Raw genomic sequence first — 14231 nt, 5'->3', positions numbered from 1 at the left:
TCTTATCTTTTTAGCCGATAGCCAGCTAAGTAACTAGCCGCAAAAGATTGGTTGCGTCGTAAAAATTGCTTACCAAATTCATCAATATAGCCATGAAAAGCCTGCCATTGCCGTAAAGTGAGCGTTAAGTGTTTTGCTTCAACAAATGATTTTAACGTGTCATATTTCTGAGCTTCCGTAACACCTAAAGCTAGAAACAATCGGCGGGCATAACTATCAGCAATAAATTGCGGTTTGTCTAAAACATACAGCAATATCACGTCCGCTGTTTCCGCACCAATACCATGTAAATCTAATAATTCCTGTCGTAATTGCGTACTCGTTCTTAGCTTAGCTTTAGTTAAATCAAAGTCATACTTTTGATACCAGGTTAATAGATTGACAATAGCCAAACTTTTATTTTTAAAAAAGCCACTCGGTCGAATTAGCGTCATCAAAGTGGCTCGATCCAAATCAAGTAGTTTCTGAGGTTTCAAGTTGGTTACTTGCTTTAAGTTGGCAATGGCCGGCGGTACGTTTTGCCAGGCTGTATTTTGAACTAAAATAGCCCCCAATGCAATTTCAAAGGGCGTTTCTGCTGGCCAATGTTGTTCGGGAATCTGTTGTGCTAGTTTGGTATAGAGTTCAACTAATGTTAGTGTCTGCAAAGCATTCACCTACTTCAATGATATTTAAAGACAAAATAATTGTTTTTTTAAGATATTCAATTACAATAAATTTGAACTTAAAATGGTGATTAGGGAGGTCCTAGAAATGCGTGTTGATTTTGATGAAAATGTTGTTGCAAAAATCAAAGCAAACTGGCAAGATGGCGATCGGTTACTTTTAACATTTGAAGATGGTGTTGGGCCTTATTCACAACATGCCATGATTCACATGCAGGTCCAATTTTCGATTAACATTATTGGTTCCGATATGTCCTTAGACACTTATGATCAAACCATTGATTCCAATTTAGGCCCCGTATATATTAAAGGTTATTCGGCAGATAGTCTAGACGAACATATGACGGTCAAGTACAAAAAAACTTATGACACCATGCAGTTGTCCGGTGATGTTGGTGTCATCGATGATAACGTTGGCTTTATTGATTTTACAGACCCCGCTTCAATCAAAAAGAATCCTGCACGTTGAACTAAAAAAGCTTAGTAAATAAACAGAGCTTGAACCAAAACATTAGTTTTGTTCTAAGCTCTGTTTTTATATTACTATCGATTCCGTTTGATTATATTTTCAACCTATAACATCAGTTAAGAACTAGCACCGAAACAGCAATCATTCAATCTACTATTTTTTATTAAATAAAAATTGATTGACCACTTTAGCCACATCCGGATTTTCTCGAAGCTGGCTGTGTTGAGCTTTAGTTTTCTGGACTTCAACTTCTTCATAGTGCTGAGCTCGCGAACTGACCAAATACTTGAGTGAGCGCGCAGAGGCCACAGTTACTCGACCATCTGAATTCGAGCCGTCCTCTAAATTACCAAAAACATTCAAAAATTGAATCTGATTCGGCATTTGCTTTCGCCGTTGCCATAATTGCTTGTATCCCGGCGTCATCACTGCTGGCCGGCCGTTTTCAGCAACTTGATTGGTATTAGGTTTTGTTCCTTTGGCACCACTACCGATCCAGCCATTAACGGTAACTGCCAACGTTGCTACTTTTTGCAAGTGCGGCTGTGTCGACTCATGGGCATAATTAATGGCATAATCGATCCAAGCTCCAGCACCCGCGGAGTGACCCACAGCGTCAAATTGTTGAATGCCATATGTCTGCTTGAGCTTACGCAAAAAGCGACTCATGATTCTGGCAGTTTTGTCAGAAGGATAGCGGCTAGAGGCTAATTGGACTCGAATCAGCGGATACTGGACACCCTTAATAATATTTTGCGACAATTGAAAATCCCCATTATCTTGAACTGTGGCGATGATGTCACTCGTATTATTATTTGCTAGCCGTGCTTGATCTACCAAGTAAGCCATTGCCTTAGGTGAACTGCCAAAACCATGTAAATAAATCACTGGTGTCACATTAGGGCCTACTTTTTGATATTTGATTTTAGTGGTTTTGGACTTACTGGAACGACTGCTCGCCTGAGGATCAGTATGCTTACTGCAAGCAGTCACGCTAATCAATAGGATCACTAAGAGTAAGCCAACACGCCATAAACGCTGCCAATATTTCATTTTTCGGAAACCCCTTGTTAAGAAGAGAAAGCCAACCGACCAGTCAGACTTATAGTAGGTGCTGTTCTACCAGATTTTGACCCGTTTGTCTGGATCCAAATACATGCCATCACCCGGCTGAACATCAAAGGTCGCATAAAAATCATCTAAATTCTTAGGCTGAACGTTTGCCCGTAAGACATTCGGTGCATGAACATCAGTTGCTAAACGTAATTGCTTGTACTGTTCCGTTGCTTTCATTCGCCAAATACGCGCCCAATTAATGAAAAAAGCCCGCAAATCAGCTTCAGCTTCAGCTTTAGTCGCTTCTAAAGCGCAACTTAGCCCACCGGCATCTGCTACATTTTCAGAAACGACCAACTTACCATTAACTTTACCGCCAGCAAATTCAATCCCATCAAATTCATCAATCATTGCTTGAGTCAATTGTTTAAAGATTTGATAGTCCTCATCAGTCCACCAGTTATTCATATTGCCGAATTCATCAAATTTAGCACCGTTGTTATCAAACGCATGGGAGATTTCATGGGCAATAACCGCACCAATCCCGCCATAGTTTTGACTATCCGATTGTGCCAAGCTGTAAAATGGCGCCTGCAAAATCGCCGCTGGAAAAGTGATGTCATTGCGTGAAGGATCATACATCGCATTAACCATCTGCGCTGGCATGCCCCATTCGGTACGGTCAACTGGGCGATGATATTTGTCTAAGTTATCCTGTAAGACAACCGCATTCAAAGCTTTTACGATCTCATACAGAGATTTAGTATCATCCACATGCATCTTTTCATAGATCGGTTTAATTTGATCTGGGTAGCCTACTTTGATCACAATTTTATTTAATTTCAAAATAGCTTTTTCTTTAGTCGCCTGACTTAACCAATTATTAGCATGCAGCCGTTTTTTGTAGACGTCGATCATTTTTTCGACCATCTGCTTCACATCTTGTCGGGCAGCATCCCCAAAATAAGTTTTACCATAATAATCGCCGACCACTTGGCTGAAACGGTTGCTAGCTAAATAATAAGCACTCTTGATTTGTGACATGGCTTCCTTACTGCCAGATAGTGCCCGATTGTATGTGCCACCTACTTGACGGAAATCTTCAGACAAGACATTGGCGCTGCTTAATAGTTTATTCAAATACAGCCAAGCTTTAAGATCTGCAAAAGCCGCTGGATTCACAATTTTATCAAAATTTTCGAAGAAACGTAGCTCAGCAACGATCACACGTTCCGGCGTATCTGCAACCAAGTCCTGAACTAACTGACCCAGCGCTAAATTACTAGAATAGTGGCTAAAAGTCGTGAAAGTTTCAGGATTATACATGCTTGTATAGTCAGCCCATTCCTCAGCACTCTTCACATAAGGCACTAAACTACGATCAAAAGCTAAGGCATGGTCTAAAATTGTTTTAGCTTCGGCTTCAGTTTTCCCCACCATGGTTAATAACTTCAGACTCATATCTTTGAAAATTGTTAATAGCTGCTTACCATTTTCATTATCGGCATCATAGTAAGGTTTGTCAGGTAGAAATAAACTTGGTGCAAAGGCATAAACAACGTTAACAGCCGTATCTTTCATATCGGCATCTACCTGAATGCCAAATGGTGTTGGAAATTCGCGATACCAAGCAGTCAATTGGGCCTGCAAATCACTCAGCTGCGTCAATTGTTCTATCTTAGCTAAGTCTGGCAAAACTGGTTTTGCTCCTAACTGGTCACGTTTATCAAAGTCTTGGGCAACTCGATATAGTTTCATGACTTCACTCATTAACGGATTTTCAAACTTTTTCTTGCCTGCTTGGGCATCCGCGAAATCTTGCATCAGTTGTTTTTCAACACCATCTGCTAGATCCGCAAAGCCGCCTGTTGTTGGTTTATCACTGGGAATAACGGCTGTTTTCTCCCACGCACCATTTACAGCTTGATATAGATCTTGACGATAAGCATTATTATCCATTGCTACCTGCCTCCGATACTACAAATTAGTTTCTAACGACGATTACAGAACATGGCGCATAACGAACCATGTATGACGCTTGGGAGCCGATCGCGTTGGCATTGGCTTTTCTTTCAGAACCAACGACCAATAGATCTGGTTTGAATTCTGGAATCACTTGATCGACAACCGTGCGGCCTGGCTTTCCTTCACTGACATAAGGGGTCACGTCTAAAACCCCAAATTCCCGAGCTTTATCCGCATAAGTATCTACCAAATTAGCCACGTCTGCCCGCTGCTGACTCAAAACATCCGGTGATAAGGTCTGAAAGATATTCAAATCACCTGTTTCTAAAATTGAAACGATACCTAGTGGAATCTGATACATCTTTGCCGTCGTACAAGCATATTCAAAAGCTGGTTTAGACGAAATAAAATCATCACTATCAATGGTGACCAAAATCCGATTATAACGATGAATCTGTACTGTAAAATCATCTAAAGTTGTCAATTAAGCCCATCTCCTCTTATTGTTCGTCAGCTTGGCCCTTATTCTCAGCAAAGTATTGCTTATAACGGGGCACATAATTATGGAACATATACTTTAATAAGACCCAACGCTTAAGAGACATGTCATTTTTATAAAACACTGTCGTTCCATAACGACCGGCATGAATCAAATTCAGTGCCTCGCGTTTGGCCGCATTATCGGCCGCATAGCGCTTAAATACCTTCGTAGGCACCCCAAGCCAAAGTACATGTTTTGCTTTATTCTGATTCCCATAAACAGTTGGCTGATTAGCTAAATCGCCAGTTACATAATCATTGACAAGGTAACTAGCCAAATTGTAACCCGTTAACGTCACAAAATAGCTACTACGCCCTTGCCGCAAATTGATTTCAAAAATCTTATATGTATTATCCCGGCGGTCATATTTCATATCAAAATTTGCAAAACCAGTATATTTGATATCTTCCAAGAACTTTTGCACTGTTTCATAAATTTCTTGGTTATATTCCGGCAAGATCGCCACATAATTACCGATGGCAGCTGGCGTGGGATCTTCCAATAATGGATGCCCTAAACACATCATTTTCACTTGATGATTTTGATCCACATAAGCATTCAAGACCCGCATATTAGAATCATCACCAGGCACAAAATCTTGTAAGATCAAATCAGATGTATAGCCATTATCATATATTTTAGCGACAACATCGGTGTACTCAGCCTCTGAATGAATGATAAAAGCCTTTTTACGACCTTCGAAATGAATATCCAGCCACTCAACACTGTTTGCCGGTTTCAAGGCTACGGGGTATTCAAACGGCACATCCAAATCCGTTTGATTTTTATACATCGCTTTTGTGATAATTTTGGTTTTTGGATATGGTAAATTATAAGTCTCACAGATCTTGTAAAAGTTTTCTTTATTATTTAATTTTTTGAGTAAGTCATAGTCAATATAGGGGCAAACAAATGTCTGCTGCAAAAAGTCTTTATGTTTCGCAATTAGTTCCGCGTAACCATCGCCCATGGCAATCAAGATCACTGGTTCTTTGTGGTCGGCGTAGCGCTGCGCCACTTCGGTCATCACATTGATGAATACTGGATCTTCTTCAAAGCCATCATGCAGTTCAACATCAATAATTTTAGAGTATCGCGTTGGGGCCAATGGCAAAGCAGCAAAAGCTTTTACTTTAATGCCGTAAATTTCATTGAATGAACGTGCAAAACCATAAGCATTAATGTCACTACCTAATATAATCGGTGTAAATTTCGGTATTTGTTTCATAACTCTCCACTATTCTTAAAAAATATATTTTGTTAATTTCACGATACAAATTATAACATACCCGAGGTAAGGCGTTTAGTTATGAGGATGTGCCAAAAATATTCGTAATCAAAACACACCTAACGCCATAACCGAAAATAGATTTCAAAAGACAGGCTGGGACAAGATCGGCCAATGCTGGTAAGTCCAATCAGTAGCATCAAACGTTAAACCTTGTTGAACAAAATCTTTCGCCTTGAGAACAAGTGGTGAGGCATTATCTAAGGACAATTCAGTTAACGGCAAAAAGCCAGCACCTAAAGAATCTTGTCCTGTGAAATTAGCAACCCGTGCCGCCACTTGCCCTTGGTATTTTAAAATCTGATAAAAAACACAGATATGCTGATTGTAGTGCCAGCGCTGATAATGCCAAGGATAGCGGAAGCTAGTTGTGCCCAGCTGTTGGGCAAGAGTGAGACAAAAGGCGTTTAGCGACTGAGCATTAACGAGAATCACGACAAATGGTGGACTTACCATTTGAGTGATTCGTCGTTAAGTGAGGTCGTTGCCTTTTGGAACACGTTTAGACCGAGGATATTTCCGATTGAAAAGAGGATGTAAGGCCCAGCATTTTTCTTGATAACTAGTAGTTGCTCTTTTTTAGAAACGATGCCGTAGACACCAAAAGCACGATGAAACTTTTGACACATCCAAGCCACCTCCGATTACTAAATGAATAGCCTTAATATACGCGCATTAACCCTAAAAACCAATAATCCAGCTGGAAATACTTGGTAAGTAAATAAACGACACAGCTAGCCTGGTCTCATGATATAATTTAGCTGAATATATCAGTCCTTACAATATCGGGAGGTCATGTTATGCGGCATCATAAAAGTAAAGAAAAAACCAGTAAGATTATGATTGTAGCCTTAGTTTTATCAGTATTTAATTTAATTATGACTGTCATCAATGCCTTTTGGCGGCCATAGCAATGAATAGCAAAATCGACAATAATTCAATATATCTCTTGGGGGGAAAATTAACTTATGATATTATACAAATCAAAAAAGGGACATGTGACGATTAGTGTTCGTAAATCAACACGTCGAGAGACCATAACTTCTATTGCGGCGACAATTGTTATTTTGGGATTGATCTGGTGGTTTAAATGGCGTTGAATGGGCATCAAAATAGCCCCATATTAAAATAATTGAATAACTAGTAAGAGCCGAAACAAGATGACTATTTTGTTTCGGCTCTCTGTTCTGTTACGAATAATTTAATTTTAAATGTGTGCCAGAAGAAAAGGGCCTCGCCTAACGATGAATCGCTCAAACGGGAAAACAGTCTTTTGTCTCACATCCCACCTGATTAATCCACCCAATCTCCTGTCACAACGACCTTCCCAGTCATGTGTCCAGACTCAACAGCTTTTGTCGCTTGCCGTAAGTTTTTAGCAGACAAGCCAGTATAAGTTTTCGTGACCGTTGACTTTAATTTACCTGTATCTAACAACGCTGCCGCATGATCTAATATCGCCCCTTGGGTAGCCATATTATCGGTTTGAAACCAGGATTTACTAAACATCCATTCCCAAGCAAAAGTTGCCCGCTTCTTAGTTAAAGCTTGTAAGTCGATCAATTTGCGATTTTCAGTAATCGATGCAATTTGTCCATCTGGTTTGATCAAAGTCGCGATTTCTTGCCAATGGGCTTCTAGTTTAGCAAGGCCCAAAATATAATCTACATATTGGATACCTAGCTTGTGAACTTGAGCGACAAGATCTGCATGGTGGTCAATGACGCGATCTGCACCCAAAGTTTTGACCCATTTAATCGCTTCTGGCCGTGAAGCTGTCGCAATTACTTTTAAACCAGCCAGCTTTGCTAATTGGATCGCCACAGAGCCAACCCCACCGCTGCCATTGATAATCAAAATGATATGTTGCTGATTTTCAGTTTTAGCCTTTAAATCAATATTTAACTTTTCAAACAAAGCCTCCCAAGCCGTCAAACTTGTTAGCGGCATGGTCACTGCTTCTGCAGCCGTCAATTGTTTAGGGGCATGCCCAACCAATCTTGAATCAACAGCTTGATACTGGGCATCGCTGCCTTGGCGCTTAAAACTCCCCGCATAATAAACGGTATCACCCACCTGAAAATTTTGTACAGCGCTACCTAAAGCCTTGACTGTCCCAATAGCATCCCAGCCAATAATTTTCGGCTGCTTCAAAGTGCCGTGACCGCCACGGCGAACACCCACATCCACTGGATTCACAGAGACACCTTTGACCGCCACCAATAAATCGTGGGGCAGTATCTTTGGCGTTGCCACTTCAAAACTTTGTAAACTTTTTGGATCTTCAATCGGTAAGTGTTCGATAAACCCAATTGCTTTCATCGTTCAAAACTCCCTTCACTGTTAATCTAAAACAAATACGGCTAGAATAATAGTGAAGTAAAAGTTACCAACTTAATCATTTGGAGATGGCATGATGAAACGACATATTTATGATTGCCAAGCAGGCTGTCCTGTGGAGAGTACCTTACAGATCATTGCAGGCAAGTGGAAAAGTGTGATCTTATATCATCTTTTCGTTGATCACAATTGTCACTTTAGCGATTTAGAACGAAAGATTAAAGATTGTTCCCATCGTATGTTAGCGATTCAACTTGCAGAATTAGAACACGATCAGGTTATTGCTAAGATCCCCACGAATACAGCCAATCGGCCAATTTACGTTCTAACTGAATTTGGTAAAACGTTAAAGCCAGTGATTACGGCCATGGCAACTTGGGGGGATTACTATAATGCACATATGACAAAAGAAGCTCAACAGCTAGACACTAACGAGGATAAAAAGTCTAAGCTTGATATGCCTTTACCAAAGCCCAATTTGCTTTAATCAGGTCTCGCGAATAAACTTTGGGTTGTTCCGATTGTTTCACGACTTGCCAAAGAATAGCAGCTACCTTTAGTTTCGGGTGAAATTTTTGATTGGCCTGATCTGCACAAAATGCTTTAACAAAGTTATTCCATTGGCAAATGCGATGATCATAATGATCATTCGTGGTTTTGCCTTGGTAAATGTCAAGCATATTCTGCAAGGTAAAAGTTCGATCTTTTTGCTGTTTGACCCGCCGCCAAGCCGTTGCCATATCAGCTGTGAAGTGAAAATTTTCTTGTTGCGTTTGTTGCGCAAAGAAGTTCCTAAAACGCTGATTAAAAGCAAATCCACAAGCCAGTAATGGCAGTGCCAAGCTTAATGTTTGCGGGTGTTCTAGTTGTGTTGCTGCTTTAGGGTGATGTTTTATGATATTGCCACTAAAATACTGCTGAACATAATGATTCAATTCAGCTTTGGTGCCTTGATACTCAATCCCTAATTTTTTACAAATCGTGACTAACTCTTGGCGATACCAATAGTATTTTTGAAATTCTTGATAATTTTTCAGTGTTTCGAATTTTGGTCGTTGCATAGGATTCATCTCGTTTCATAAAAAATAACCGCTACTAGACTAAAATGCTAGGCGGTTATTTTTTTGTATTTACCTAATTAGCAGCTACAACTTTATCTTCATCAGGGATGAATTCAGGCTTCTCAGTATCTAAGAAATAGACTTTATACCATACTAAGAATGTATAAATTGTCCAGATCTTGCGCCGATCATCATTGGCCCCTTGATCATTATAGTAATCATCAAGCATCTTCAAGATGGCGGTTTGATCAAAGAATTCAGCCGCAAAGTCAGCCGCAAACATGTCGCGTACTTCATTATAGATGGTTTCATCATGTAACCAAGCACTAACTGGCACAGGGAAACCAAGTTTTTCACGGCGTGCCCAAGCTTCTGGTAAATGACGGTTAGCAGCCATGCGCAATGCATACTTACTATCCTTAGAATTTAATAAATACTTCGTTGGAATACCTTCTGCAACTTGCGCAACTTCTTTATCTAAGAACGGAACCCGTAATTCCATTGAGTTAGCCATACTCAACTTATCAGCCTTAAGTAAAATATCTTTTGGCATAAATTGATGAATATCAAGATACTGCATCTTTTTAACTTCATCGTCATAATGCCGTACTTTTTTATAGCTCTTAGCCACGATCTCTTCAACAGTAGCACTTTGCTTGTAATCTTGTTTTAAGATCTGAGCTGCTTCACCTTCATGGAAAATACGTGCTTCCCCAATAAAGAATTCTTCAGCCGGTGCCGTAGCTTCATATAGATGTAAGCGGCCATGGAAGTTCGGCATTTTGCGTAAGCCATGCGAAATCTTAGCCCGAGCCCCTCTTGGTAATTTTTTCAAACCTTGGGCAAAGACACGGATCGCTTTAGAATGAGAGTGCCAGCCGTAGTTTGCATAGCCAGCAAACAATTCATCGGCGCCTTCACCAGACAAAATAACAGTCACATCTTTACTAGCCAATTTCGTTAAGAAATAAAGTGGGACACAAGATGGATTACTATCAGGTTCATCCAAATGATACTGGATCAATGGGAAGTTCTTGAAGGCTTCTTTAGCCGTAACCACATCACTCTTATTTTCTAAGCCTAAATGATCTGCTAATTCTTTAGCAGCAACTCCTTCATGGTATTTCTTATCATCAAAACCAATGGAGAAAGTGTGCTCTGGCCGTAAAACGGACGTGACATAACTAGAATCCACCCCACTAGATAGGAGTGAACCGACTTCTACATCACTGATGCGATGGGCATTCACAGAATCTTTGATAGAGGCATCGATGGCATTGATCGTATCTTCCAGCGATAGATGGTTGGCTTTGAAATCAATATCCCAATATTTTTTGATCGTCAACTTGTCATCTTTCAACGTGAAATAATGACCTTCAGGTACCCGATAGACATTCTTAAAGAAAGTCTCGTCTAAAGCTGAATATTGGAAAGTTAGATAAGGCCGCAATGCTTCTTTATTTAATTCTTTTTTGAATTTAGGGTTTTTAAGGAAAGACTTGATCTCAGAACCTACCATAAAAGTTCCATCTTGATGGTAATAATACATGGGTTTGATCCCAAAGAAATCACGAGCCCCGACTAATTCCTTTTTCGTATCATCCCAGATCAAAAAGGCAAACATCCCTCGAATCTTCTTAAGCAGACCTTCGATGCCATATTCCTCGTAGCCATGGAGTAAAACTTCAGTATCGGCATGAGTTGTGAATACGTGGCCCGCCTTGATTAATTCTTCGCGGATCGGTTGGAAATTATAAATTTCGCCATTAAAAATGATGGCTTTGGTTTTATCTTCATTTAAGATAGGTTGACTGCCGCCCTTAAGATCAATAATACTTAGGCGTCGAAAACCCAATGCAACATCGTCATTCACATATTCACCAGAACTATTGGGACCCCGGTGTTTGATCATATCCATCATGTCATTGATGACCGGTTTCTTATCGAGCATTGTCTTATCAACGAATCCGACAATTCCACACATATCAAGTAAATCCCCTATCTATACTTGAGGTCGGGACAAAATGAACGTTTTGTGGCCGACCTCTGCTTATTCACAAACAACTTAATTTCATACAAATTTTATACTTTTACAGTCACTCCTGTATTATATAAGACTGGCGCAACATGTCAATCAACCACGCTTGTTTTCATAACGATTTACAAGACTTTAAAACTTAAATTTTTGCAAAGGCGAAGCAGCACCATAACCAAACACCCGTAATTGGCGCTGATCCCCGTCAATATTCAAGACGTACCCCGCAAATTCAGTGATTTCTCCTTGTTTGCGGTGCCAATGCTGATTGTACTTCGTTGTGAGACCATGATATCGACCCATTAGTGCCGAGCAATTCAATAGGATATATTGAATGCCATCATAATTATAAGTTGCTTCTTTATGCCGATGACCACAGATGTAAGCGCTGATGTGACTGTCGTTATTGGTAAAATCAAAAGCCGCATTTACTTGAAAATCAGTTTTTTTATGCCGGGTATGAATCTTGCCTTTTTGATGAGCATTGAATGCCCGAAAAAGCTCGTGCAATGTCTTACCATTATAAGCTAGTCCATTGCGACCTTTAGGATCCAACAGATCCGCATGGCCCATGAAAATAATTGTTTTGTGTTGACTGTGTGCTAGAATAGCGATGATATCTTGAAATTGTTGCTGCCGAATCGCTTTGGTTAACTTAAAATCATAAACTTTAGTCCCGTCGGCTTTCAACTGATAAGGCACATCACTTGTATTGATCATAATTACCCGTATAGGCCCCTTGTCAATATAATAAACATCGGCCTTTTCATTTGGCCGGTGTACTTGTGGCTGGGCAAATAAGCGGCGGTTCACGATATTAGCAAACGTGTCTGCCTCAAAACTGGCCCGGTGATGGTCGGTGTGCTCATCGTATTTATCGTTAGCGTCATGATTACCTTCTGCTACTAAGAACGGCGTTGGTCCTTGCGCTAAGGCGGTAGTGATCAAGGCTAATCGTTGTTGCGCAATTGCCGGCGCGTCACTACCATCGATCATATCGCCCAAATGCGCTTTATAATCCAGCAAACCTAGATCAGCTAAAATATTCAGCTCTTGAACGTGGCGTAACCCATTTGTGCCGTAATAAGTTTTATTTTGGTCGGCTTTATCATGGGTATCCGTGACTACCCCAATATTTAATTGATCCGGCGTGCATTGCGCCAGCCAGGACAAGCCTAACTTGGTCAGATACTGTTTGACCCAAGCGCGCTGTTGATCGCTAAGATCAATAAAACTATTATAGCGTTTAAATTGGTGGCTGTAGCTGCGAAAATAACGCGTCCCTGTCAGATCATCAGCTAGTTGAATCGGGTATAATAATTGTATGGGCCCAGGTTTAACTTCCAATAGATATGGTCCGGGCGTCACACCTAAATTCGTTTGTGCGATTTTAACTTGATAAGTCCCAACTTGTTTGATTCGATCAAGTTGGGTCACATCGATTTGCGTTTTATGGAACAATTTCGTGAATAACCCCATTGCAGACACTCCTTTATGACTTCTTACCTATAATAACGTTAGGCAGGTGATCCTATGCGCCGTTCGCAACATTTCTTACGCGGCATCCTACTTTTAATTGGTGCGGCGTTGAGTGCTTTCGTGATTTTTCTCGAGTTTAGCCATGGTATTTTTGGTATTGGACCAGTCCGGGTGGCTAAATTAGGTATCCTAGTTTTTATTTTAGCAGCTCTCGGACTTCGAGACTTATTTTTCAGTTGAATATTGTGCTTATCAAAGTAAAAACAATCGGCGAATCAAATTACTTTTCTTTAAACTTATAAGTACCTACTAAAAGGCCAGCGATATTAGTCGCTGGCCTTTTAGTTTGGCCTGATTTTATTGATATTTAAAATATTCATATTACTTACTACCCTTAAACGTAAGTTTGATTTATTAACGGTCTACTATAGCAACAAGCTAGTTATTTCATCTACAATTTGCTTTATACCAAGAAATTCTGATGCTTTTCTAATTTCAATCAATGAATTTCTGCCCATTTCTGTATCCCCATTTAAAAACTCAATTTTAGCACGATAATACTTTGAAAGAAGTCTGTAGCCAGCCATTGGAATGCCGACCGTTAATTCTTGTAAAATCTTAAGTGTTGCTTTTGCTTTATCAAAATCTCCTGCGCTAATCATTCGATCAACACAATTCACCAAAACTGCCGCAAATATTGCCTCGCTATTCTCAAAAAAACGATACCGTTGTTGAACTTTAAGAACTTCTCCCAATAACGTTACCATCAACGGGTAAGGCAGCACATAGCCATTATTTGCAAAAAACTTAACATCACTTAATGTCCAAGATGATAAATTGTTAAAATAATTCACGACGAGTTCCAGTTCAGATTGATCTAACGGAATATTTTGCTCATGGTTTTTCAATAAGCAATAACTTGCTAACTGAATTCTTTGGATCTTCACATCAGATAGTTCTAAGTTAGCCACCTGCGTTTCAAAAATACGCTTTTTATCAGCGTTCCACGATTGACGAATTAGATAGTGTTGATACGCCTCATTTTTAGGCTTATAACCATTTGCTATCCATAAGAACTCTGCCATACTGATGAATAAATTTTTTAATACTTGGGTAAACTTATCCGCTGCTAGGACACGATCACCATTTTCAAATTTAATTGCATTCGTCTTTGAACAAACGTTTGTATAAACTGCTTTAAGCGGTAAATCCTTGTCCTGTCGAATCTGCTTGATTATTGGCCCATACATGAATACCACTCCTATAAATTAGGTAAACAAAAGTTTGCTATAGCATTTATTGTTCTTATTATATAGCAAACTTAGCCTAAAA

General features: G+C 39.9%; 15 protein-coding genes. 3 read left to right on the top strand and 12 right to left on the bottom strand.

The window, feature by feature from the left end; genetic code table 11:
- Positions 1–2: 2 nt before the first annotated feature.
- Positions 3–647, bottom strand: a complete 645-nt coding sequence (locus ACNAN0_RS00645) for an endonuclease III domain-containing protein (protein WP_230912828.1) — start codon at positions 645–647, stop codon at positions 3–5.
- Positions 648–753: 106 nt separating this feature from the next.
- Here ACNAN0_RS00645 and ACNAN0_RS00640 point away from each other — a divergent pair, with 106 nt between their 5' ends.
- A complete protein-coding gene (locus tag ACNAN0_RS00640; RefSeq protein ID WP_230912827.1) occupies positions 754–1134 on the top strand; it encodes an iron-sulfur cluster biosynthesis family protein in 381 nt (126 codons plus the stop codon).
- A gap of 153 nt (positions 1135–1287) precedes the next feature.
- On the opposite strand, the gene ACNAN0_RS00635 is transcribed toward ACNAN0_RS00640, so the two are convergent.
- The 7 genes from ACNAN0_RS00635 to ACNAN0_RS00605 all read right to left on the bottom strand — a co-directional run bounded on the left by ACNAN0_RS00635 (position 1288) and on the right by ACNAN0_RS00605 (position 8306).
- Positions 1288–2187, bottom strand: a complete 900-nt coding sequence (locus ACNAN0_RS00635) for an alpha/beta hydrolase (protein WP_230912826.1) — start codon at positions 2185–2187, stop codon at positions 1288–1290.
- A 66-nt stretch (positions 2188–2253) separates the two neighbouring features.
- Entirely contained in the window at positions 2254–4149 is a 1896-nt protein-coding gene (locus ACNAN0_RS00630) for a M13 family metallopeptidase (protein WP_416353563.1), read from the bottom strand.
- 25 nt (positions 4150–4174) lie between these two features.
- Positions 4175–4639: a universal stress protein gene (locus ACNAN0_RS00625; RefSeq protein WP_230912824.1), complete on the bottom strand. Its 465-nt coding sequence runs from the start codon at positions 4637–4639 to the stop codon at positions 4175–4177.
- A gap of 16 nt (positions 4640–4655) precedes the next feature.
- Complete coding sequence (locus ACNAN0_RS00620; protein ID WP_230912823.1) at positions 4656–5924, bottom strand: carboxylate--amine ligase; 1269 nt, start codon at positions 5922–5924, stop codon at positions 4656–4658.
- A 144-nt stretch (positions 5925–6068) separates the two neighbouring features.
- A complete protein-coding gene (locus tag ACNAN0_RS00615) occupies positions 6069–6440 on the bottom strand; it encodes a hypothetical protein (protein ID WP_230912822.1) in 372 nt (123 codons plus the stop codon).
- Positions 6434–6613, bottom strand: a complete 180-nt coding sequence (locus ACNAN0_RS00610) for a hypothetical protein (protein WP_230912821.1) — start codon at positions 6611–6613, stop codon at positions 6434–6436. The genes ACNAN0_RS00615 and ACNAN0_RS00610 overlap by 7 nt, the downstream gene beginning before the upstream one ends.
- A 664-nt stretch (positions 6614–7277) precedes the next feature.
- A complete protein-coding gene (locus ACNAN0_RS00605; protein ID WP_230912820.1) occupies positions 7278–8306 on the bottom strand; it encodes a zinc-binding alcohol dehydrogenase family protein in 1029 nt (342 codons plus the stop codon).
- Positions 8307–8400: 94 nt separating this feature from the next.
- On the opposite strand from ACNAN0_RS00605, the gene ACNAN0_RS00600 reads away from it, so the two are divergent.
- Complete coding sequence (locus ACNAN0_RS00600; protein ID WP_230912819.1) at positions 8401–8811, top strand: winged helix-turn-helix transcriptional regulator; 411 nt, start codon at positions 8401–8403, stop codon at positions 8809–8811.
- Here ACNAN0_RS00600 and ACNAN0_RS00595 read toward each other — a convergent pair.
- The 3 genes from ACNAN0_RS00595 to ACNAN0_RS00585 all read right to left on the bottom strand — a co-directional run bounded on the left by ACNAN0_RS00595 (position 8771) and on the right by ACNAN0_RS00585 (position 12899).
- Positions 8771–9385: an SAP domain-containing protein gene (locus tag ACNAN0_RS00595; protein ID WP_230912818.1), complete on the bottom strand. Its 615-nt coding sequence runs from the start codon at positions 9383–9385 to the stop codon at positions 8771–8773. The two genes, ACNAN0_RS00600 and ACNAN0_RS00595, sit on opposite strands and share 41 nt — an antisense overlap.
- A gap of 73 nt (positions 9386–9458) precedes the next feature.
- A complete protein-coding gene (asnB, locus tag ACNAN0_RS00590) occupies positions 9459–11369 on the bottom strand; it encodes an asparagine synthase (glutamine-hydrolyzing) (protein WP_230912817.1) in 1911 nt (636 codons plus the stop codon).
- A gap of 186 nt (positions 11370–11555) precedes the next feature.
- Positions 11556–12899, bottom strand: coding sequence for a metallophosphoesterase family protein (locus tag ACNAN0_RS00585; RefSeq protein WP_416353562.1), 1344 nt, complete (start codon positions 12897–12899; stop codon positions 11556–11558).
- 54 nt (positions 12900–12953) lie between these two features.
- On the opposite strand from ACNAN0_RS00585, the gene ACNAN0_RS00580 reads away from it, so the two are divergent.
- Positions 12954–13139 carry a hypothetical protein gene (locus ACNAN0_RS00580; RefSeq protein WP_230912815.1) on the top strand — a complete coding sequence of 62 codons (186 nt, stop codon included), beginning with the start codon at positions 12954–12956 and terminating at the stop codon, positions 13137–13139.
- Between the two features lie 185 nt (positions 13140–13324).
- On the opposite strand, the gene ACNAN0_RS00575 is transcribed toward ACNAN0_RS00580, so the two are convergent.
- The gene (locus ACNAN0_RS00575) at positions 13325–14149 is read right to left on the bottom strand and encodes a hypothetical protein (protein WP_416353561.1); all 825 of its coding nucleotides are present in this window, start codon (positions 14147–14149) and stop codon (positions 13325–13327) included.
- Between the last annotated feature and the right edge of the window lie 82 nt (positions 14150–14231).

Origin of the sequence: Agrilactobacillus fermenti (assembly GCF_047943045.1) — a bacterium.
Classification (GTDB): Bacteria; Bacillota; Bacilli; order Lactobacillales; family Lactobacillaceae; genus Agrilactobacillus; species Agrilactobacillus fermenti.
This window is presented reverse-complemented; position numbering and strand designations above follow the sequence as displayed.